The sequence below is a fragment of the Paenibacillus sp. YSY-4.3 genome (genome assembly GCF_054767475.1).
On record NZ_BAABMC010000005.1, the window covers coordinates 123,455 to 144,526 of the forward strand.

The window sequence follows — 21,072 nt, forward strand, 5'->3', positions numbered from 1 at the left end:
AATAAATTGCACCTGAGTGTTCACCTCTGTCGGTGTTTATCGTAGCCAATTCAAGTCATAATGACAATACACTAGTTTTTCGGTATAAAGAAAGGGGGCTGCGCCATGAGTAAGAGAAGATTGTCGGGATGGGGGCTGCAGTTGTTTTTTGTAGGACCGGTCCTGCTGTTCTTCACAGTCATCATGGTTATTCCGTTCTTCCTTGGCATGTATTACTCGCTGACGGACTGGAACGGCGTGGCGGGGACAGTCAATTGGGTAGGCTTGGCCAATTTCAAAACGATATTTACGAATGATGCTGATTTCTGGTCATCGTTCTGGTTTACCACAAGATTCACACTGGTTGGTATAGTTTTGACGAACGTTGTCGGATTTTTCCTCGCTTACTTTTTGACAAAGGCATTGAAGCTGCGCAATATTTTGCGAACGATATTTTTTATGCCTAACGTCATCGGCGGTTTGCTGCTTGGATTTATTTGGCAGTTTATTTTTATCAAAGGCTTTAGCACAATGTATGATGTTACGGGTTGGTCGTTCTTCGGCCTTCCGTGGCTGGGAGATTCCGTTACTGGCTTTTGGGGCATTACCATTGTGTTCGTATGGCAAACTGCGGGTTACCTCATGGTCGTCTACATTTCCTCGCTGACGAATGTGCCGACCGAGATTATGGAGGCTGCGGAAATCGATGGGGCGAATCGCTGGCAGATGCTGCGCAGCATCATTGTTCCGCTCATCATGCCTGCCGTTACGATTTGTTTATTCCTGGCGATTTCCTGGGCGTTTAAAATGTTCGACCTTAACCTCTCGCTTACGAAAGGCGGACCATTTAAATCCACGGAATCGGTTGCCATGAACGTTTATGCGGAAGCCTTCCAGAATAACCGGTACGGTCTGGGTACGGCGAAGGCCATGTTGTTCTTCGTGATCGTCGCGGTCATTACGATCGTTCAGGTGGCGCTGACGAAGAAGAAGGAGGTCGAGGCATAATGCAAAAAAGATATTCCGGTCGCCTGTTCGCAACGGAGATTATCATGGTTATCGTTGCTCTGCTCTTCTTATCGCCGTTCTATTTCCTGCTCGTCAACTCCGTCAAGACATTTGGCGAGATTATGTCGAACTCAGCCAGCTGGCCGACGGCGTTTCAATGGAGCAACTTTACGAAAGCATGGCAGCTGACGCGGTTTCCCCAAGCGTTCACGAATTCATTGGTCATCACCGTGATCAGCGTAATTATTCTGGCTTTATTAAGTGCCATGGGCGCTTATCGAATGGTTCGGGCCAACACTTTGTTCAATCGTCTATTGTTCTTTCTGTTCATCGCAGCGATGGTTATCCCGTTCCAATCGATCATGATTCCGCTCATGAGAATCGTGAATGAATTGGGCGTCAATAATAGCAAGCTGGGTCTGATCATCACTTATCTCGGGCTGGGAGCCCCGATGTCGCTATTCCTGTTCCATGGGTTCGTCAAATCGATTCCCCTGGAAATTGAGGAGGCTGCAACGGTAGATGGCTGTACTTCTATAGGTGTATTTTTCCGAATGGTGCTGCCGATGCTGCGGCCAATGATTATGACGGTCGTTGTCCTGAACTGCTTGTGGATCTGGAACGACTATCTCCTTCCGTCGCTTATCCTGCAGCGGCCGCATATGCGGACCATCCCGCTGGCTACCTTCTCCTTCTTTGGGGAATATACCAAGCAATGGGATATCGCGCTGCCGGCGCTTGTGCTGGGGATAACGCCGATTATTGCCTTCTTCTTAATGCTTCAGCGCTACATCGTTGAGGGAATCGCAGCGGGATCCGTCAAAGGCTAGACGACGGCTCCTCTGTTCCAAATATTTATTAAGACTAGATCAAGGGGGAACATGGCAATGAAGATGAAAAAATACGTTGTCTTACTATCCGCGCTTATGATTTTTTCCGTCATTCTGTCGGCTTGCGGCGGAAGCAGCAACAATCCTGCTAACAGTGGCAGTGCCAGCAGCGGCGAAAGCAGCGGCAAGCAGGAGCAAAAAACGGTTACCATTTTCCAATTTAAAACGGAAATCGTAGAAGGACTCAATGAACTGAAGGTCGAATTTGAAAAAGAGTATCCGAACATCAAGCTGGACATCCAGACGGTTGGCGGCGGTGCTGACTATGATGCGGCTCTGAAGACGAAATTCGCTTCCGGCGATGCTCCGGACATTTTCTCTAACAACGGTTATTCGAAACTGGATATGTGGCTAGACAAGGTTGAGGATTTGTCCGACCAGCCATGGGTACAGGATCTGGTTCCACTGGCTGCCGAGCCGATTACGAAGGATGGCAAAGTTTACGGCATGCCGCTGGCTCTCGAAGGCTTTGGATACATCTATAACAAGGATTTGTTCCAACAAGTAGGGATTGCTGTTCCGCCAAGAACATATACTGAGCTTGAGGATGCAGCTAAGAAATTGAAAGCGGCGGGCATTACGCCGTTTGCCAACGCTTATCAGGAATGGTGGCTCGTCGGCAGCCAAGGCATCAGCGTGGCTTTCGCGAACCAAGACGATATCGACGGCTTCATCAATGGACTTAACCAAGGCACGGCTTCTATCGTAGGCAATGAGAAGTTCGAGAACTGGGCGCGTCTGATGCAGCTTACGGTGGACTACGGCAACAAGAATCCGCTGACTACAGACTATAACACGCAAGTCACCATGTTCGCCAACGGCGAAGCAGCGATGATGCAAGAGGGCAACTGGGCGCAAACGATGATCGACGGAATTACTCCGAACATGAACATTGGTGTTTTGCCGATGCCGGTAAGCGATAACGCGGAGCAAACGGGCAAAGTAACGATCGGGGTGCCAGTGAACCTGGTAGTTAACAAGGATTCCGATGCCAAAGAGGAAGCGAAAATTTTCTTGAACTGGCTCGTGACCTCTGACATCGGTAAAGAATACATCGTGAAGAAGTTCAAATTTATTCCGACGATGAAGAGTATCCAATCGACGCCAGAGGATATGGGCGCGATCGCGGCAGATCTGTGGAACTATATCGAAGAAGATAAAATCATTCTGCATCAGGCCGGTAAATATCCGGATGGCGTAGCCCAAGAGTTCGGCAGCGTGATCCAGCAATTCATCGCCGGAAAGAGCGATGTAAAAGCTTGGTCGGAGAACATGCAAGCGGCTTGGGATAAATTGAAATAACTAAGGTAGCCTGAGAATCAGGCCAGACCACAGGAAAGTGAAATAGGCTGCTTCTGAGACTTATTCGATAAGGATGAGCGAAGGAGCAGCCTTTTCGCTTAGGCCACGCTTAATTCAGGGTCAATTCAGGGTCAAAGGAGTCATTGCCATGAACAAGTATGCGAATCACGTGCAAGTCGGCGTCGTTTATTATCCGGAGCATTGGGATCCGTCCTTGTGGGAGCAGGATGTTCAACTGATGAAGGCGACGGGCGTGCGGGTCGTCCGTCTGGCCGAATTCGCCTGGAGCCGGATGGAAAGCAGTTCTGGGGAATATCATTTCGAATGGCTCGATCAGGCGATCGATCTGTTCCATAAATATGATATTCGCGTCGTGCTATGCACGCCGACAAATACGCCGCCCCGCTGGCTGACCGAGCTACGGCCCGACGTGCTCCCGAGGAATGCGGACGGCAGCATTACCTATCCGGGCGTACGGGGCCATCGGTGCTATAACAGCAAATCGCTGCGTGTCTACGGCTCGCGGATTATCGAAGAGATGACGCAGCGTTATGGCCGTCATCCGGCGGTTATTGGCTGGCAGACGGATAACGAGTATTGGGTGATCGATTGCCATTGCGATGCCTGCAATGATAAGTTCCGGGACTGGGTCAAGCGGAAATACGGCACGCTCGAAGCCGTAAACCGGGAATGGGGCACGGTTGTCTGGAGCGGGGAATACAACGACTGGTCGCAGGTCGGCGTCCCATACGGAGGCTCCAGGCATCAGAACCCGTCCTATTTGCTGGATTTTGCCCGGTTTCAGTGGGATTCGATAGAGGAATTCCAGCGCAGTCAGATAGACATTATCCGCAGAAATTGCCCGAATCACTTCGTGACTCATAATTTTCATACGTACCCGCAGAGGCTGGATCTGTACCAGACAGGTGCCGATTTGGACTTTGCTTCCTTTGATTATTATCCGAACACCGCGCCGGACAAGCAGTCGACCGGACCGTACAGCGGAGCGCTGGCCCTTGATGTCACACGCGGTATCAAGCGGCGGAATTTCTGGATCATGGAGCAGCTTAGCGGTTCGCCGGGCTGCTGGTTCCCGACGTGGCGGGCGCCGTATCCGGGATTTATCCGCGCCTTCTCTTGGCAGGCGATCGCCAAAGGTGCCGACACGGTCGTGCATTTCCGGTGGCGCACGGCGGCCATAGGAGCTGAGCAGTTCTGGCACGGCCTCATCGATCCCAGCAATGTTCCCGGGCGGAGGTTCTCCGAATTTGCCGAGCTTTGCGGAGAGGTCAACGATCTATCCGGTAAGCTGCAGGGCACAGCTCCGAAGCATGAAGCAGCGATTCTGCTGTCGCATGAGCAGTTGGAAGCGCTCCGCATCCAGCCTCAGGTCGAGGGCATGGATTACTATGAGAACGTGAAGGATTATCACCGTGCACTGACGAAGCTGGGGATTGGCTGCGATGTTATCGAATGGACCCAGCCTTTGGACGGGTATAAAATTGTCGTTGCTCCGAGCTTCTATCTGCTGAGCGAGGAGGCAGCTGCTTCGCTGGAGCGTTTTGCCGCCGAAGGGGGAACAGTGATCATTACAAGCCGCTCGGGCGTGAAGCATATGAACAATCAAGCGGTCATGCTGCCGCTGCCCGGATTGCTCGTGAACTGCACGGGGGTCAGGGTGGAGGAATACGATCCGGTTGGGCTGGACAAGCATCGGGTCGTGAATAGCGAAGGACGTTCCTTCTCCTGCTCGCAATGGTGCGATATTTTAAGTCTGCAGGGTGCGAAAGCGATCGCCTGGTATGATGAGGATTTCTACAGCGGCATGCCGGCTGTGACGGTGAATAGCTTCGGCGAGGGGAGAGTTTATTACCTCGGTACGCATTTGGAGGAAGACTATTTACAGGAACTGTTCAAGCAAGAGGCGGGAGCACAAGGAATGCTGATGTTTCCGGGTTTGCCGGAGGGTGTGCAGATCGCGATGCGGAGCGGCAAGTCCAATACTTATTTGTTCGTGCTGAACCTGAGCCGTCAGCCGCATCAAGTGACATTGCCGTCATCTTATCACAGCGTCCTCTATGGCAAGAAACGACAGGAGACGCTGAGCATGGAGCCTTACGGCGTCGATATATTGGAGCTGCCGCATTAGCTTAAGAGAATCCTACCTTAATCTTGATTTATTCGCCTTTACGGCCGATCGCGGTTTAATTAGTATAAGTACAGAACTGATCGATAGATGATCGAAGCAGCAGTATATTTAAATACAAATTTTAATCTATTAACTTAACAGGGGGAATTTACGGTGACTATCATACAATTTCCGGAAAACTTCGTCTGGGGCGTATCTACCTCGGCTTATCAAATCGAAGGCTCCTTGGATAAAGACGGCCGCGGCCCGAGCATCTGGGACGTCATGGCGGCAACGCCCGGCAAAATCTATCAAGGTGATGACGCAAGCATTGCCTGCGACAGCTATAATCGTTACGAGGAAGATATTCAGCTTATGAAAGAGCTTGGCGTTAAAGCCTACCGCTTCTCAGTGTCATGGCCGCGGATTTATCCGAATGGCTTCGGCGAGGTGAATCGCCAAGGAATCGAGCATTACAAGCGCATGGTGAAAAAGCTGCTCGAGAACGGAATCGAGCCTTTCTGTACACTGTATCACTGGGAGCTGCCGCAGGCGCTGCAGGAGAAGGGCGGCTGGGAAAACCGGGAGACGATCGACGCCTTCGTCATGTTCGCCGAAACGATGTTCCGCGAGTTCGACGGCTTGATCAAGCATTGGATGACATTCAATGAGCCTTGGTGCACTGCGATTAACGGCCATTTGCTCGGCAGGCATGCGCCCTGCATTATGAATTGGCAGTCCGCCATCCAAGTCGGGCACCACTTGCTGGTAGCCCATGGCAAGACGGTAGCGAAGTTCCGCGAGCTCGGGACAGCGGGCGAGATCGGCTATGCGCCGGATATTTACTGGTACGAGCCGTTCTCCCGCAAGCAGGAGGATATCGACGCGGCTTACCGGGCGTTTTCCATTTACACCTGGTTCGTGACCCCGGTATTTACAGGCAAATACCCAGAGGAGATGGCCGCGTGGATCAAGACGAAGGGCGCCGAACCCGTCATTGAGCCGGGGGACATGGAGATCATTTCACAAAAAATAGATTTCCTTGGCCTGAACTTCTACGGCGGCAATATTGTGCGCCATAAGGAAGGCAACAACTATCTGGACCTGGAGCATGTTGATCTTGGCTACGACAAATCGGATAAGGGCTGGTTTATTTTCCCGGAAGGCCTGTATTTGACCTTAAGCTGGCTAACCGAGCAGTTTGGTCCGATTCCGATTTACATTACCGAGAACGGCGCCTGCTACAATGACGAAGTGGTGGATGGAAAAGTCAACGACGTCCGCCGAATCAAGTTCCTGGAGAGCCATATTGCCGAGCTGGGCAGAGCGATTGAATCCGGCGTGAATTTGAAAGGTTATCTCACCTGGTCGCTGATGGACAACTTCGAGTGGGCGTTCGGATACTCCTGCCGCTTCGGCTTGATCCATGTGGATTACAGAACGCAAGTGCGCACGCCGAAAGAGAGTTATTACTGGTACCAGAAGCTGATCCGCAAAAACTGGTTTGAGCTGGAGAGCCGCTAAATTAGAATTACTATCGCCTGTACGGCAATGCCGCGCGCTCTTAAGGTGCCATTTTTAAACCCGTATTATTATCCGATGAGTATGACTGGGTTGAAAACATCTTGTGGCACTTAGTAAAAAAGCTTGAGAAAGAAGTTATTTATGAACTTAAGGATGAGATCGTTTTACTTAGCCTGACAAAGGATAAAAATTTTGTTGAATATGGAATTCCGGATATAGCCGAAGAGCAGCTGTCAGTAATTAATAATTAAACAGAAACGAATTTTTACAGCTATGATGCTATCAGTCGCTGTCGAAAGTGACGCACAACAAAGGAGCATCAGCTATATCGGACTGAGTTCATACAAGTGTAATCTTTAGAATTATATGGTGAGTGAATAAATGAAGAGCCTCCTGATAGTAACTATCAGGAGGTTTCTTTACGTCGATAACGTTATTCTAGTATTTAAATGGTTTATAATAGTCTGAAGATTTTATGACTGAGGTGACATGATGAGGAGATGGTTGTGGCTCCTGCTAGTGCTGATCATCGTGATGCTGGCAGGCTGCGGGGGAAGCAAGAAGTTTACGATGGAGAATGTGGACGTAGTAGCGAAGATTATGCCGAACGGGGATCTGTTCATTCAGGAGCTGTTCACCTACCGTTTCGAGGGCAGCTGGAACGGCATGACGCGATACGTCGATCCCAAGGGGCACGAGGGGATTGAGTTTTTCGAAGCGTATATTCCACCGGAGGGAAAACATTTCGAAGACTTTACATATGAAGATTTACAGCGGCTGGCCGTAGATTTTAAAAAAGATAACGATACTTACTATATTTATGCGACTTCCGCGGATGAGACGAAGCGGGTCTATTACCGTTACAGGATCAAGGGGGCAGCCGTTCGTTATGCGGACACGGGCGAATTGACGTGGAGCTTCTTCAAGAACAACAATGACGATATCCATAACGTGACGATCGATCTGCAGCTAGGAGAGCCGTTTGATGAGGAGCGCATCCACTATTTCCTGCATGATCGTTCCGGCGGTAAGGTTTCAGCGCAGACAGGAGAAGGTCGGGGAGCTTATATTCATTATTACAATGAGCTTCTTGATCAAGATGGCACAGCACGCTTAAGAGTGTTGTTTCCGGCAGATTGGTTAAGTAAACAAGCTGCACGTTCGGAGTCGCTGCCCTTGGAACAGGCATTGGCCGAGGAGCGAGAACGGGAGCAGCGGCTCGTTAAGCGGCTGGATCAATTAGCGATGATCGATTCCGTGCTGAAGATACTGTCCTATGGAGCCCTGCTGCTCCTGCTGTTCCAAATACTGCCGATGAAAAGAATCGCAGGATGGTTCCTCCGCAGAAATCTGCCGCCCGAGCAGCTGGATCAACTGGATCCTCTGCTTGCAGTATATATTTACCGTAAAGGTCAACTTAAGAAGCGCGATATTTTTGCAGGGGTATTCTCTATGCGGCATAAAGGGCTCGTTTCGATGGAGGAGAAGCCAGCTCCCAAACGTTTCTTGGCCGACGGCAAGGCTCCTGGCATTATGCCGGAATTCTTGTTTACGGGAAGGCGTTCTTCACTGAGCGAAGCGGAGACTTTTTTCCTGAATAAGTTCTTTTATGGCAAGAAGCTGGAGACAGATCGATTTGCCGGGCCTACGCGAAAGGAGAAAAAAGATCCATACGATCAGGGACGTTATCGCCGTCTTTCCGAACGAATCCATACCGATTTTAAACAATGGCGCGAATTACTTGATCGTACGGAGGAATATCATCAGTACGTGTACCCGAACCGTTTCCGCCGGATTTTAAAGCCGGCTATGATCATCATGCATTTCATAATTATACTTACGCTCTTCTATGCTGATGTCTCATCGACCGCGGAAATGGGCTGGGCCTTCCTGATTCTTGGAACGGCAGCCGGATTTGCTCTTGCCTTTCCGAAGCGAAAATGGATTGCGATATTGTATTATTTCGGCTGCTTTGCAGCTGCCGGCTTTCTTTATGAGAGCTCTGCCACAGGTACGTATGCTTTATTGGTCGTGGCGACTTTTTTGCTGGCCATTCTTCTTCGCCCTTATACGTTGACCTTAGAAGGGTGGAAGTATCATTCTGTACTTCGCTATTGGCGCAGGAGGCTTAAACGAGGAAAGACTTACTCTGGTGCGGGCACTTATGACAGTGAATCGAGTCTCAGGCTGGCCGAGTTCGCCCTTGTGCTGGATGCCGGCCGTCAGCTTTTGAAGGCGATGAAGCGCCGTTCCGATGACCAGGCATTGCAATCCATGATTTCGCGTATAAGCCAATCTGCCATAGAAGGTCTTGTCTATACCCAGAGATCGATCTCTTACATGCCCCCGGATCCATCTTCCGGCGGCGGTGGCGGTTTCTCTGGGGGAGGTGGCGGCGGTGGCGGCGGGGGAACCGGAGCTTTTTAGCTGCTGCGATATAAAGAACCTGACAAGCGAGTTGTCAGGTTCTTTGAGTTATTGAAATGATGGGATAAGGACACTACATTTGTTCCAGCAGCACCTTCGCGATTTCTGGATAATCGGTCACTTGATGGTGCGGCTGATGATCTGATTCCGGCTGAACGCTGCGGTGGTTGAACCACAGTACCTTCCAGCCCGCATCGAGCGCGCCGACGACGTCGTTGCGCCAAGAGTCGCCGATGTAGCAGCAGTTCTCGGGAGCCAGGCCGAGCTGATCGGTCACGTGCCGGAAGAGGCGCGCGTCCGGCTTAGTAAAGCCGACGGCTCCTGAGACATAAATCAGTTCTATCGGGATGAGCCTGGTCAGGTTCAAGGCATTGACCTTGTTCATTTGATGATCAGGCGGCCCGTTCGTAATGACGCCGACCACGAAATTTCTGGCTTTCAGCTCCGTGATCAGCTGCTCTGCACCGTCGAACAGACCGATGGTATATTGCAAGCTAAGGTACTCATCCTGAACAGCCTGCGCCTGCTCTGGTGTAAGCGAGAGGCCGAATTCGGCCAAGGCCAGCCGGAAGCGCTGCCGCCGCATTTGGTGCAGCTCCTCGCCATGCGTTGGGGTTCCCCCAAGCTCAGCAGACAGAGCGTCGCTGTAGTAACGCATCCGGTGGTAGGCTTGATCGTACGGAAAATCCTCCGGCGTCGATAGGATGTTGGTCAACGCAGTGCGAAAAGGAATGAGGTGGTCGTATAACGTGTCGTCGAGATCAAAGAACACGGCCCGCTGCCGCGAAATAGATGTCATGAATGCAGTTCTCTCCCTTGTAGTTGATCATTCGTATTAGCTTCTATTATACCGCCTACCGGAAGAGAACTGGGATTAAAATCTTCGGCTGGCTCCGCCCCCGCCGGAAGAGCCTCCGCCACCACCGCGAAATCCCCCTCCGCCCCCGCCGCCGCGGAATCCGCCGCCCCGGCCGAGGATGGACAGAAGAAGCATGGTGAACGTTCCGCGGAAGAACACGATATCAATGATGATGAACCCCACGATGATGATGACCCATAACGGGGACAGACCACCACCCCCTGTAGAAGCGGCCGATTTCGGCAGGGTTACTTCCTGAGGGCTTAGTTCCTGTTCTACGCCGTATTCCTTGGCGACCTCGTTATACAGAACTTTGTATGTTTCGAAGATTCCTTGTCCAGGCTGCTGATTTTCGATATACGGAATCGTGACCTGGTCGAGAATTCGCCCGGTTTTGCCGTCGGGCAGCGCACCCTCCAGACCGTAGCCGACCTCAATGCGGACCTGCCGGTTGCCGGGCTGATTGTCGCCTAAGGAGACGAGCAGCAGGACGCCGTTATTCAGTTTGGTGTCGCCCAGTTTATAGGTTCGCAGCGCCTGAAGCGCATATTCCTCGATGGGCTCATCGCCCAAAGAAGGCACGGTCAGCACGGCGATTTGCGCCTTCGTACGGTCTTCGAGCGTCCTGCCGAGCGCCAGAAGGTACTGGGACTGCTCGGCTGTTAGAAGATGCTCGAAATCTTGCACATAAATATCCCCTCGAGGCCCGGGTATCTTTGGAACAGCAGAGACGCTGGGAGCGAGGGCCGCAAATAAGGCTAAAGTCAGAATGAGAAGCGGGAGCAAGCTCCGGATGGATCGTTGTCGGCAGGCCGTGGGGCTCATGCCCATTCCCCTTCCGGCTGCAGCCAGAGATGCTGAGGACGAGCTATCGGCTGGGTAGGAATCCGTGAAGTCTCATCCGTGCCGAAATCAACCTCCGGGTTCGTTCTGGATTCCGGCGTCGTCTCGAAGTACCGCTTCTCATTGAATCCCATCATCCGTGCGATAAAAACCCCGGGGAAACGCCGGGTCAGCTTGTTGTACTCCGCGACCGCATTGTTATAATCGCTGCGGGCGACGGCGATCCGGTTCTCCGTTCCGGCCAGTTCGTCCATCAGTTGGGTGAACTGGGCATCGGCCTTTAGCGTCGGGTAGTTCTCGACGACAACCAGCAGCCGGCTGAGCGCGCCTTGAAGCTGTTGGTCGGCCGCGGCCAGCTCGTCGGGCGTCCGTGCTCCGCCCAGCGCGGCTCTGGCGTCGGAAACCGCTTTGATCACTTCTTTTTCATGCTTGGCATAGCCTTTGACGGTGTTGACCAGATTGGGAATAAGATCGTATCTCCGCTGCAATTGCACGTCAATTTTGCTCCATTGCTGGTTTACCGTTTCTTCGGAGGTCATGAACTTATTGTAATTTCCCGCGAACAGGGCAATGCCGATAATGACAACCGCCGCAATGATAATGATGGGAATCAGACAGCCTTTTCCCTTTAAATTCATTTGCTGTATACCTCCTGTTCATGTCGCTATTACTTATCTTTATACCCTTTGCTTTATTTCTAAAAACTAAACAAAGCTTTTCAAATTTGCTGCGCATAGCATTGTGGAACGGGATTAAAGCTGGATTTGGCGCGGCAATTCGCTACCGATAAGTATGGTGGTTTACATGAAATGGGAGGAATATCGACGATACGAGAGCATTCGGGAGGATGTTTGCGAGCGCCAGGTACCGGGTTCATGAGCATTGGCGTCATACCCTCTCATCTAGGAGGATACTGACTCTCTGCGGTTTCACTTCGGGCCTCTGCATTCTATAATTAGAGATGTTTTTCAAATAATATCGAGGAGTTGACTTGAACTTGGCTTATGATGAAGTGTTGGAGCGCCGTAATGAGCTATTGAGGAGACAGGTGGGTGAGATGCTCATCAAGGAGAACCAATATGGATTGAAAGATCAAGAGAGTCATTTCCTCCGACGGATGATTAAAGAGCTGCATCAGACGGAATTCGAGCTAAGCGGCAAATCATTGTAATCGTTGAATTGGATATGATCATGGGGAAGTTATGACGACCATAGAGGATATGCATTTTGCATATCCTCTATTGGTTTTTGATGCGGATCATTGATATGATAGCCTGCATGTTGAGTATGGAAGGGTGGGCATGGAAGTGTATGCATGGATTAAACCTGCAAAACCTCACGGCTCCTTAATTGAACTGGAGTCTTTCTTTTCAATAGATAAACTTTTAGATGGTCAGGATAGAGTAACTAGATGTATTTCATGCAGTTAGTTTAGCGGTTTTGGCCGTGTTAGAGGGAATTAACTGCAAAACCTACATTTAGTTTTAAGCGATTTCGGCGAATGAGCTCCATTCAGGCAAACTAACTGCATGTTTTACATTTAGCACATGTATTTTTTATAAAAGAGCTTTACTGCTGTATAAAATACATTTAGTTTTAAATTATAAATGAATGGTTGCGTATTTTTGCGGTATTCCTACCGAGCAAAGTTTCCAGCAGGATCAGTATTGCGTTGCATGATGGGCTTGGGTCGATTACATGGCTCCTGCTTTGCCGGTGCTGCTACTTTCTAGAAATCCTAAGGACCATTTGATTCAGCACTTCGGAGAGGACGAGTCCGATGGCGATGGAGCCCGAGATCAAAAATGCTTTGGCCGCGAGCTGGACGGCAAGGTTGTATTCACTTACGACGAATTGCCGCATGGCATCGTAGGCCAAGCCCCCTGGTACGAGCGGAATGATCCCGGAGACGCTGAATAGGATGACCGGTTTCTTGTACATTCTGGCCAGCATTTGGCTAATGCCCCCGACGATGAAGGTGGCTACGACGGTGGCAAAGACGGTATCAAGACGGGGGGACAGCAGGACATAGGCGATCCAGCCCATCATGCCGGCAAGCCCGCATTGCAGAAGCATCCTTCTCGGGGCATTAAACAGAATGCCGAAGGCGGCGGAAGCGATGAAGCTCGTAATGAGATGCAGACTGAGCGATATCCATTGCGGCGATATCATCTTATGATCAAACCTTCTTTCCGGTTAGAAAAATGTGACGACAACGGCAATTCCCACACCGATGGCAAAGGCAGTCAGGAAAGCTTCGGCACCTCTGGACAAGCCGGAAACCAAATGGCCGGCCATTAAATCGCGGACAGCGTTCGTGATCAGCAGCCCGGGTACGAGCGGCATAACGGAGCCGATAACAATCTTGTCCAGTTCCTGACCGATTCCAAGCGCAACGAAAAAGACGGCTAGCAGCCCGATTACAAACGAAGCGGAGAATTCCGCAAAAAATTTCACCTTGACCAGGCGGTTCAGCGCAAGGAATATGGCGAAGCCAGCCCCGCCGCAGAGGACGCCGGGCAGGATGTCAGCCATGCTGCCCTGGAACATATATGTAAAGCAGCCGCTGGCGGCGGCTGCCGTGACGATCTGCAGCCAGACCGGGTACTCATTCCCGCTTCGCTCAATCTTCGTCAGACGGGCACGGGCATCGGCTGGCGTCATGTCTTTGCTTGCCAGCTTGCGTGATACGTCGTTGACCGCGGCGACTTTTGCTAAATCGGTCGTCCGATCAACGATGCGAATCAGCTTGGCCGACTGCGAGCTGCCTGGCTGGAACATGATTACCGTGGGGGTGACATAGCTGTGGGTGCCTCCCAGGCTCATTGCCTCGGCCATGCGGGTCATCGTATCCTCAACTCTGTACGTCTCCGCTCCGCTCTGCAGCATCATTTTGCCGGCCAGAAGACAAAGCTCGGCAGGGTCGATATGGCCTTGTCCGGCGGCGCCTGCAACAAAAGGATCTGCCGCTTTCTGATTTTCATGCCCATCTGCGTTGTTCATGTTTATTCACCCCTGGTTAATACTGCGTCCATTATACCATGATTGCCTCTGTCGGACGGTGATTCGTCTTACTGCGGCATCAGCAAATCCCTCGCTCCTATGGCCGGATCGTCACTCTCGTTCCTATAGGCACAAGCTTCGACAAGGCCAGCACGTCCTGATTATACATACGTATGCAGCCATGGGACACTTCGTGGCCGATCGTAGAAGGATTGTTAGTCCCGTGAATGCCATAGTGGGGTTTGGACAATCCCATCCAGAATGCTCCGAACGGCCCGCCGGGATTAGGCTGTTTATTAATGATGACGTAATCCCCAGTTGGAGTCTGGGTAAGCATTTTGCCGATTCCCACGGGAAAAGTTCTTACGACAGTATCTCCGTCAAGCAAGTGCAGCTGCCGTTCCGATAAATCTACGATGATCCGGTAATTGGGCATATATTATTCCTCCTGCTCGGATGTATGATGGATTCAACGAAACACAGGATATGTATATTCCGGCTCAGGGCCAAATGTCCAACGACCTGATCATATTCTACCCTACAGCTTATAATTATCCCCTTACGAACTGAAAACGCTGACACTACAATGGGATTATACAAATAAGGGAGGTCATGAAATGAAGAGAATTTTTAAATTTGCAGCATTAGTATCCATTCTAGCGATGGTACTGGCAGGCTGTGGAGCAAATAATGCAGCCAATAACGGGCAGGCTGCGCCGGAGAAAGTGAAACTGACCATCTGGCATAACTGGACTGGACAGGATGCCAAAGCCGTCACGATGAGACAACTGCTGGAAGATTTCAGAGCAGCTCATCCTGAGATCGAAGTGGAGGATGAAGGACTTCCGACGGATGGTTTGAAGACGCGGCTCAGAACGGTAGCGGCAGCGAATGAAATGCCTGACCTGTTCGTCATGTGGCCCGATGCAATGACGAAGGAATTCGTAAAGGGTGATTTACTGCAGCCGATCAATGAATTCATTGACAGCAAGCCAGAGTGGAAGGACAATTTCATTCCAAACGCGCTTGACGGCTTTACAGTAGACGGCGGGGTTTATGCCGTGCCGATGAACCTGGCGCCAACCTCATTCATTTACTACAACCAGGCTATCTTTGACGAGCATGGCGTGAAGGTTCCGACGACGTGGGCGGAATTGGAAACGGCGATCCAGCAATTCAACGAGAAGGGTGTCATCCCGATTGCGCTGGGCAACAAAGCGAACTGGGTAGCACAGTCCACCATTTTCAGTGCAATTGCTGACCGTGTCACTGGAACAGAATGGTTCCTCAAGGCCGTTGAACAAGACGGCGCTAAGTTTACTGATCCCGAATTTGTTGAAGCTCTAAAAGTCCTGCAGAATCTCGGCAACATTGGTGCATTCCAGGAAGGGTTCAACAGTATCGATGAGACGCAAATGATGCAGCTGTATTCTCAAGGCAAATCGGCGATGTTCATTAACGGCGGCTGGGCGCTGGGCAACCTCGTCAACAATACGCCGAAGGAAGTGCTCGATCACACCCATATTACGATCCTGCCAGCAATCGAAGGCGGTAAAGGCGAGCCGAATTCGACATCGGGCGTTGTAGGCACAGGCCTTGGCGTCAGCAAGAAATTGACCGGTGCTAAGAAAGACGCCGCATTGGAATTGTTCTACGCTTTGGGCGGCCCAGAGGGACAAAAAGCGACGCTGGACAGCAGTACGCTGGTCAGCTACAACATCGAGCTGGATACGAGCAAAGCTCATCCGCTGTTCGTAGAACTGCATGAGCTAATGAAGAACGTGAAGATCCACCCGGTTTACGACTCCAAGCTGAGCTCCGCTGCGGTTGAAGTGATCAATAACGGACTGCAGGAGCTGTTGATGGGCGGCAACCCTGAGGATATCGCGAAGAAAATTCAAGATACCCAAGCAGGCGCACTTGGCAAATAAGCGAATAGACGATGTATCGGCCCTCCTATCTAAGGAGGGCTCATATTTACCCTTAAGGAAGTGATACCCGCAATGAATATAAGAACTCACCGGAATTTTATCGTTTTTGCGCTTCTGCCTGCATTACTGATCTATGCCCTATTTGTGTTCGTGCCTGTGATCTGGTCGGCGTACTACGGCTTTTTCAACTGGTCGGGGATCGGAGAGGCGAAGTTCATCGGGATTAAGAATTATATCGAAATCTTGCAAGACCCCGTCTTCTGGCGGTCGCTCAAAAACAACTTCATCTTCGTGCTTGCCGCCGTATTCGGTCAGGTGCCGATCGCTCTCGTGCTTGCGGTTCTGCTGCATAAGAGTAATATGATCCAGCGTTTTTTGCGCTCTGCTATTTTCCTTCCTATGGTGCTATCCACCGTTGTTATCGGGATGATCTGGCAGTACATCTACCATCCGCAAATCGGTATCCTTAATTTTTTGCTGGAATCATTAGGACTAGAGAGCTGGAAGCTGCAATGGCTGTCGGACAATAAAATCGCGATTTACTCGCTTCTTCCGCCGCTGATATGGAGTTTCGTGGGGCTATATCTTATCATCTTCATTTCGGCGCTGCAGAATATTCCGGGCGAAGTGCATGATGCCGCCAAGATCGACGGAGCGTCGGGTCTCAGAAAGCTCGTCAGCATTTCCATTCCTATGATTTGGGGAACGATTCAGGTAGCGATAATTCTATGCATCTCCGGCAGCTTGAAGTCGTTTGACCTCGTATATATTATGACCAAAGGCGGCCCGGCGCACGCAACGGAGCTGCTGGCTACCTATATGTACAACTCTACCTTTACCTCCTATCGATACGGATTCGGAAGTGCCATATCGACGACGATCGTCGTGATTAGCCTGCTGCTCATCGGTACGAGTCAGTGGCTGACCAGCAGAAGAGGCAAAAAATAAGGAGGGGGAGAGAAAATGAGCAGTACCATGCTTAGTATAAGAAAAATAAGATCGTCAATTTTTTGGGCAATTTTGAGTGTATATGGTATCGTTACGATATATCCTTTCTTTTGGCTGATTATTAGCGCATTCAAGACGAATGAAGATTTTTACAGCCGGCCGTTCGGCCTGCCGATGAATTGGCAGTGGGAGAATTTCACCCGGGCCTGGGAGAGCGCCAAATTAGGCACGGCATTCATGAACTCGCTGATCGTATCGCTGGGTTCGCTGGCCGTTACATTATTCATCGCGGCGTTGGCCTCCTTTGTATTGGCCCGGTTCCAGTTCCGCATGAAAGGCATGATCATGGCTTTCTTTGTGGTAGGAATGCTGATCCCGATTCATAGTACGCTAGTTCCGCTATTTATTCTAATGAAGCAAATCAAATTACTGAATACGTATTGGGCTCTGATTTTGCCTTACACGGCCTTTGCATTGCCGACGGCTATTTTTGTGCTGTCCGCGTACTTGATGTCGATACCGAAAGATATTGAGGAGGCTTCTTTCATAGATGGAACTGGGGTATGGGGGCTGTTCCTCAAAGTCATCCTGCCGATGTCTTTGCCGGCCTTGTCCACGGTTACTATATTGAGCTTCCTGCATTCATGGAATGATTTCTCTTTTGCTCTCGTGTTCATTAGCAAGACGAGTCTGAAAACTCTCCCGCTAGGCATCGCGAATTTTGCCGACGGCTATCAGACGGATTATGGGCTGACGCTGGCGGGAATGACCATATCGGTAATTCCAACGGTTATCATGTATTTGATATTCCAGGAGCAAGTTATGAAAGGCATGACGGCGGGAGCCGTTAAAGGATAGATCGAGCGCAGCTTTCATATTTTACAACATGGGAAGGTGGATGGAATGTCATTACGGCGAAAACTTTCAATCTTGATGCTGGTTTCCATCCTGATCCCTTTGCTGTTTTTGGGTTCTTTTGCGTTCGTTACTTCATCCAGAGTTACGGAAGAGAAGACGAAGCTGTCAGGCATCGAAACCTTAAGGCAGATGGACGGGAATCTCAAGTTCATTATTCAGGATGTGGAGAATATATCGCTATTCCTGATCAGCCAAGGCGATGTGCAGCAATTCTTAAGCTCGGCGGGCGAGGATGAGAAGGTGAAGTCGCGCATTGTGGGCATGATGATGAACCTGGCCAGCTCAAAAAATTACATCGCCGATATTTCGATTGTTTCTCAGAAGTTTCCGACAACGATGTCGACGGCGACACTGTATGATTCCGACCTGCCGCAGCAGGTCGATATTCGTAAGGTAACGGATAAGATGTGGACTGGCGTCTACCAGATCAAAGACTATTCGGGCATCAAAAATGTCATCACGTTTATCCGTCCGCTGCGCAGCACCCATCATTATGGTGATCTCGGTTGGTTGGCGATCAGCATCGACGAGAAGGCGATATCCCAATATTGGTCGCAGCCCAAGCTGGGTGAAGGGCACGGACAGGTTGCGCTTGTTAATGAAGAGGGGCATATTTTGTCGGCGACTGAGAAGGATTGGCTGGCGCAGCCGCTCGAGGAACTGTATCCCGAATTGACCCGTGAAATCAGCGCGAGCCTGTACGGGAGTACAACATATGGCCAGGGGGCAGGCAAGCAGACGATGCTGCATTTTCGCGAGCCAAGCGTCGGCTGGATGCTGATCGGAATGATTCCGTATGATCAATACAGTGCGCAGAACCGCTACATCTTGCAGCTGACGATCGCGGCTGTAGCCCTCGCGGTCATGATCAGCATCGGGTTAATCTTGTTTGTCGTGCAGCGCGTGACGAACCCGCTGCGGCTGTTGACCCGATTGCTGGCCAAGATCGATCCGGATGCCCCGCTTCCGCTGTTTCCGACGGAATCGAATGACGAAATCGGCAAGCTGGGAGCGAGCTATAATATGCTTGGCAGGCATATTGAGAAGCTGAAGGCGGAGCTGATTCAAAATGAGGCGAGGAAGAAGGAAGCGGATATTCTGGCGCTGCAGGCCCAGATCAATCCGCATTTCCTCTACAACACCTTATCCTCAATCCATTGGATTGCGCTCATGGCCGATGAGAAGCGCATAGCGGATATGGTGGAGGCGCTGAGTGACTTTTTACGGATCAGTCTTAACCAAGGCAAGGAATTCTATCCCGTGCGGCAGGAAATTGCCCATATTCAGAACTATGCCCAGGTGCAGGCGATCCGTTTTCCTGACAAGTTCAATATCGATTTCATCATCGATGAGAATTTACAGGATAAATATATGCTTAAGCTGCTGCTGCAGCCTTTGGTGGAAAACGCTTTGATCCATGGCATCCAGAAAAAAGAGGGAGCTGGGACGATTACCGTTTATCTGGAGCAAAAGCGCGGAGTAATGAGCTTTCTGGTGCTCGATGACGGCATCGGCATGACCGAGGAGCGGCTTGCCGCCGTGCGGGCCAATCTGCATTCGAATGAGGAGCAGAAGGAGATGCGTGGTTCTACGTCTGCAAGCTACGGGCTCCGTAACGTGAATGACCGGCTGACCCTGCATTATGGCCCGGATGCCGGGCTTGAGATCGAGAGCAGGCTGCATGCCGGAACGAGAATATCCTTTTCTATTCCGATTCTGGAGGAACGCGATGAGAATTATGATAGTTGACGATGAAGTGATCATAAGAACCGGGCTTGCCAAGGTTATAAGATGGCAGGAGATCGGCATCGATTTACTGCCGCCGGCTGCATCGGCGGAAGAGGCGCTGGTGCGCATACCGCAGGAACGGCCGCATATTCTGCTCACCGATATCCGCATGTCGGGCATGACCGGCCTTGAACTTGCGGAGGAGGCGAGAAGAATCAACCCGGATATCGAAGTGATCATCCTGTCCGGGCATGATGATTTTGCTTATACCCAGCAGGCGATCCGCCAGGATGTTTGCGACTATTTATTAAAGACAAGCAGACCCGAGGAAATCATCAAGACGGTGCTTAAGGCGAAGCGGCGCGTACAGGAGAGCTGGGCAGCGGAAAGTCAAAATTATCATTACAAAAAGGAAGAGGTCAGCCGCTCCTTTGGACAGTGGGTCGTTGAGGGGGATCCGGGCGGAGGCAGAGGTTTGTCGTCAGCCCCGCTCTTCCTGCCAACATCGATTCATGAACAGCAGATCGGGGACTGGAAGAAGCAGGTGTTGATCATCGCTGCTGACGGCTGGAACGATTCGCATTCGGAAAGCCTGCTGCTGTTTGCCGTCGAAAATATGCTATGCGATCTGCTGACTTGTACAACGATAATCCAGAAGAAAAGAATCGTGGCTGCAATTTACCTCGACCCGCACAAAAACGACGGGGAGGCCCAATATCGCCAGGCCATTCGCCATATTGAATCGATGATGAAGTGCACGCTCTTCGTAGCTTCCGGCGATCCGGTATTCCAGCTGGAGAAGCTGCATGAGTCATATCTAACCGCCGATGAAGCTTTCGGCTATCAGATGATTATCGACAGTAAGATGTGTAGCTATGAGGAGATCAAGCAGCGCAAGGGCGGCAAAACGGTATGCACGTACGAGGAAGAAATTGAGCTGTCGGCAATACTGCTCGAAGGCGACCCCATTGCTTTGAAAAGCTGGGTGCAGCGATTCATCAAGGAGCAGCGTCAGGATCCGCAGGCTACGCTGGAGTCGCTGTCCGCATGTTTGCATTCGGTAGCGATTGCCGCACATCGTTGGCTTGAACGGGTGCTTACAGCAACCGGAAGGGAGAAGTTGCTGGACGGCACACCGGCACCGTTCCAATGGAGGCGCAGCGATGTCATGATTCCGCAGGATGCGCTGTTCCAGCATTTGTATGCGGTCATGAAAATCTATCATACCCAGCATGCGGACGGGCAGACAGCCCATGTTCATAAGGCTATGGCCTTTATCGAGGAACAGCTTGAGCATGATGTCAGCCTGCAGCAGGTGGCGAAGTATGTGCATTTGCACCCGAATCATTTAAGCGAGGTGTTTAAGAAGTCGACGGGGATGACCTTTGGCGATTTCGTCATTCGCAAGAAGATGAGCCGGGCGATGGAAATTTTATCGGTATCCCCGGCCAAAGTAAGCGAAGTAGCGTCCCAAGTCGGGTATGAGGACGTCAAGTACTTCAGCAAAATTTTTAAAAAGTATACGGGGAAAACCCCTAGCGAATTCCGCGATGAACCAACGCTGGAATTGAAATTATGATATTT

19 protein-coding genes are annotated in these 21,072 nt (G+C 50.9%); 13 read left to right on the forward strand and 6 right to left on the reverse strand.

Features of this window, described 5'->3' with window-relative positions:
- The first annotated feature begins 105 nt into the window (after positions 1-105).
- The 7 genes from ACYUJT_RS17305 to ACYUJT_RS17335 all read left to right on the forward strand — a co-directional run bounded on the left by ACYUJT_RS17305 (position 106) and on the right by ACYUJT_RS17335 (position 9,258).
- Positions 106-987: a carbohydrate ABC transporter permease gene (locus tag ACYUJT_RS17305; RefSeq protein ID WP_460324441.1), complete on the forward strand. Its 882-nt coding sequence runs from the start codon at positions 106-108 to the stop codon at positions 985-987.
- The gene (locus ACYUJT_RS17310) at positions 987-1,817 is read left to right on the forward strand and encodes a carbohydrate ABC transporter permease (protein ID WP_460324443.1); all 831 of its coding nucleotides are present in this window, start codon (positions 987-989) and stop codon (positions 1,815-1,817) included. Before ACYUJT_RS17305 ends, ACYUJT_RS17310 begins: the two co-directional genes overlap by 1 nt.
- Positions 1,818-1,880: 63 nt before the next feature.
- Positions 1,881-3,179, forward strand: coding sequence for an ABC transporter substrate-binding protein (locus ACYUJT_RS17315; protein ID WP_460324807.1), 1,299 nt, complete (start codon positions 1,881-1,883; stop codon positions 3,177-3,179).
- 148 nt (positions 3,180-3,327) lie between these two features.
- The gene (locus ACYUJT_RS17320) at positions 3,328-5,328 is read left to right on the forward strand and encodes a beta-galactosidase (RefSeq protein WP_460324445.1); all 2,001 of its coding nucleotides are present in this window, start codon (positions 3,328-3,330) and stop codon (positions 5,326-5,328) included.
- A gap of 153 nt (positions 5,329-5,481) precedes the next feature.
- A complete protein-coding gene (locus ACYUJT_RS17325; RefSeq protein WP_460324447.1) occupies positions 5,482-6,831 on the forward strand; it encodes a GH1 family beta-glucosidase in 1,350 nt (449 codons plus the stop codon).
- A gap of 101 nt (positions 6,832-6,932) precedes the next feature.
- Complete coding sequence (locus ACYUJT_RS17330; protein WP_460324449.1) at positions 6,933-7,082, forward strand: hypothetical protein; 150 nt, start codon at positions 6,933-6,935, stop codon at positions 7,080-7,082.
- 241 nt (positions 7,083-7,323) lie between these two features.
- Positions 7,324-9,258: a DUF2207 domain-containing protein gene (locus ACYUJT_RS17335; protein ID WP_460324451.1), complete on the forward strand. Its 1,935-nt coding sequence runs from the start codon at positions 7,324-7,326 to the stop codon at positions 9,256-9,258.
- A gap of 73 nt (positions 9,259-9,331) precedes the next feature.
- Here ACYUJT_RS17335 and ACYUJT_RS17340 read toward each other — a convergent pair whose 3' ends face one another.
- The 3 genes from ACYUJT_RS17340 to ACYUJT_RS17350 form a co-directional block, all read right to left on the reverse strand.
- Positions 9,332-10,057, reverse strand: a complete 726-nt coding sequence (locus ACYUJT_RS17340) for an HAD family hydrolase (protein ID WP_460324453.1) — start codon at positions 10,055-10,057, stop codon at positions 9,332-9,334.
- Positions 10,058-10,132: 75 nt separating this feature from the next.
- Positions 10,133-10,942 carry a TPM domain-containing protein gene (locus tag ACYUJT_RS17345; protein WP_460324455.1) on the reverse strand — a complete coding sequence of 270 codons (810 nt, stop codon included), beginning with the start codon at positions 10,940-10,942 and terminating at the stop codon, positions 10,133-10,135.
- The gene (locus tag ACYUJT_RS17350; protein ID WP_460324457.1) at positions 10,939-11,598 is read right to left on the reverse strand and encodes a LemA family protein; all 660 of its coding nucleotides are present in this window, start codon (positions 11,596-11,598) and stop codon (positions 10,939-10,941) included. Before ACYUJT_RS17350 ends, ACYUJT_RS17345 begins: the two co-directional genes overlap by 4 nt.
- 359 nt (positions 11,599-11,957) lie before the next feature.
- Between ACYUJT_RS17350 and ACYUJT_RS17355 the strand changes: the two genes are divergently transcribed.
- Positions 11,958-12,131, forward strand: a complete 174-nt coding sequence (locus ACYUJT_RS17355) for a hypothetical protein (RefSeq protein WP_460324459.1) — start codon at positions 11,958-11,960, stop codon at positions 12,129-12,131.
- Positions 12,132-12,682: 551 nt separating this feature from the next.
- Here the strand turns inward: ACYUJT_RS17355 and ACYUJT_RS17360 are convergent.
- The 3 genes from ACYUJT_RS17360 to ACYUJT_RS17370 form a co-directional block, all read right to left on the reverse strand.
- On the reverse strand, positions 12,683-13,132 hold the full coding sequence (locus tag ACYUJT_RS17360; protein ID WP_460324461.1) for a threonine/serine exporter family protein: 450 nt from the start codon (positions 13,130-13,132) through the stop codon (positions 12,683-12,685).
- A gap of 24 nt (positions 13,133-13,156) precedes the next feature.
- Entirely contained in the window at positions 13,157-13,963 is an 807-nt protein-coding gene (locus ACYUJT_RS17365; RefSeq protein ID WP_460324463.1) for a threonine/serine exporter family protein, read from the reverse strand.
- 97 nt (positions 13,964-14,060) lie between these two features.
- The gene (locus tag ACYUJT_RS17370) at positions 14,061-14,399 is read right to left on the reverse strand and encodes a L,D-transpeptidase (RefSeq protein WP_460324465.1); all 339 of its coding nucleotides are present in this window, start codon (positions 14,397-14,399) and stop codon (positions 14,061-14,063) included.
- A gap of 181 nt (positions 14,400-14,580) precedes the next feature.
- Here ACYUJT_RS17370 and ACYUJT_RS17375 point away from each other — a divergent pair, with 181 nt between their 5' ends.
- The 5 genes from ACYUJT_RS17375 to ACYUJT_RS17395 all read left to right on the forward strand — a co-directional run bounded on the left by ACYUJT_RS17375 (position 14,581) and on the right by ACYUJT_RS17395 (position 21,067).
- Positions 14,581-15,894, forward strand: a complete 1,314-nt coding sequence (locus tag ACYUJT_RS17375) for an extracellular solute-binding protein (protein ID WP_460324467.1) — start codon at positions 14,581-14,583, stop codon at positions 15,892-15,894.
- A gap of 72 nt (positions 15,895-15,966) precedes the next feature.
- A complete protein-coding gene (locus ACYUJT_RS17380) occupies positions 15,967-16,842 on the forward strand; it encodes a carbohydrate ABC transporter permease (protein ID WP_460324469.1) in 876 nt (291 codons plus the stop codon).
- Between the two features lie 15 nt (positions 16,843-16,857).
- The gene (locus tag ACYUJT_RS17385) at positions 16,858-17,700 is read left to right on the forward strand and encodes a carbohydrate ABC transporter permease (RefSeq protein WP_460324470.1); all 843 of its coding nucleotides are present in this window, start codon (positions 16,858-16,860) and stop codon (positions 17,698-17,700) included.
- 45 nt (positions 17,701-17,745) lie between these two features.
- On the forward strand, positions 17,746-19,509 hold the full coding sequence (locus tag ACYUJT_RS17390) for a sensor histidine kinase (protein WP_460324472.1): 1,764 nt from the start codon (positions 17,746-17,748) through the stop codon (positions 19,507-19,509).
- Positions 19,490-21,067 carry a response regulator transcription factor gene (locus ACYUJT_RS17395; protein WP_460324474.1) on the forward strand — a complete coding sequence of 526 codons (1,578 nt, stop codon included), beginning with the start codon at positions 19,490-19,492 and terminating at the stop codon, positions 21,065-21,067. The genes ACYUJT_RS17390 and ACYUJT_RS17395 overlap by 20 nt, the downstream gene beginning before the upstream one ends.
- The last annotated feature ends 5 nt before the right edge of the window (positions 21,068-21,072 follow it).

What these genes read in the sequence shown, in the direction of transcription:
- ACYUJT_RS17310 (WP_460324443.1), top strand. Translation starts at nt 987, where the DNA reads ATGCAAAAAAGATATTCCGGTCGCCTGTTCGCAACGGAGATTATCATG.
- ACYUJT_RS17370 (WP_460324465.1), bottom strand. Translation starts at nt 14,399, where the DNA reads ATGCCCAATTACCGGATCATCGTAGATTTATCGGAACGGCAGCTGCAC.
- ACYUJT_RS17390 (WP_460324472.1), top strand. Translation starts at nt 17,746, where the DNA reads ATGTCATTACGGCGAAAACTTTCAATCTTGATGCTGGTTTCCATCCTG.
- ACYUJT_RS17350 (WP_460324457.1), bottom strand. Translation starts at nt 11,598, where the DNA reads ATGAATTTAAAGGGAAAAGGCTGTCTGATTCCCATCATTATCATTGCG.
- ACYUJT_RS17385 (WP_460324470.1), top strand. Translation starts at nt 16,858, where the DNA reads ATGAGCAGTACCATGCTTAGTATAAGAAAAATAAGATCGTCAATTTTT.
- ACYUJT_RS17360 (WP_460324461.1), bottom strand. Translation starts at nt 13,132, where the DNA reads ATGATATCGCCGCAATGGATATCGCTCAGTCTGCATCTCATTACGAGC.
- ACYUJT_RS17320 (WP_460324445.1), top strand. Translation starts at nt 3,328, where the DNA reads ATGAACAAGTATGCGAATCACGTGCAAGTCGGCGTCGTTTATTATCCG.
- ACYUJT_RS17365 (WP_460324463.1), bottom strand. Translation starts at nt 13,963, where the DNA reads ATGAACAACGCAGATGGGCATGAAAATCAGAAAGCGGCAGATCCTTTT.
- ACYUJT_RS17375 (WP_460324467.1), top strand. Translation starts at nt 14,581, where the DNA reads ATGAAGAGAATTTTTAAATTTGCAGCATTAGTATCCATTCTAGCGATG.
- ACYUJT_RS17345 (WP_460324455.1), bottom strand. Translation starts at nt 10,942, where the DNA reads ATGAGCCCCACGGCCTGCCGACAACGATCCATCCGGAGCTTGCTCCCG.
- ACYUJT_RS17305 (WP_460324441.1), top strand. Translation starts at nt 106, where the DNA reads ATGAGTAAGAGAAGATTGTCGGGATGGGGGCTGCAGTTGTTTTTTGTA.
- ACYUJT_RS17340 (WP_460324453.1), bottom strand. Translation starts at nt 10,057, where the DNA reads ATGACATCTATTTCGCGGCAGCGGGCCGTGTTCTTTGATCTCGACGAC.
- ACYUJT_RS17335 (WP_460324451.1), top strand. Translation starts at nt 7,324, where the DNA reads ATGAGGAGATGGTTGTGGCTCCTGCTAGTGCTGATCATCGTGATGCTG.
- ACYUJT_RS17315 (WP_460324807.1), top strand. Translation starts at nt 1,881, where the DNA reads ATGAAAAAATACGTTGTCTTACTATCCGCGCTTATGATTTTTTCCGTC.
- ACYUJT_RS17380 (WP_460324469.1), top strand. Translation starts at nt 15,967, where the DNA reads ATGAATATAAGAACTCACCGGAATTTTATCGTTTTTGCGCTTCTGCCT.
- ACYUJT_RS17395 (WP_460324474.1), top strand. Translation starts at nt 19,490, where the DNA reads ATGAGAATTATGATAGTTGACGATGAAGTGATCATAAGAACCGGGCTT.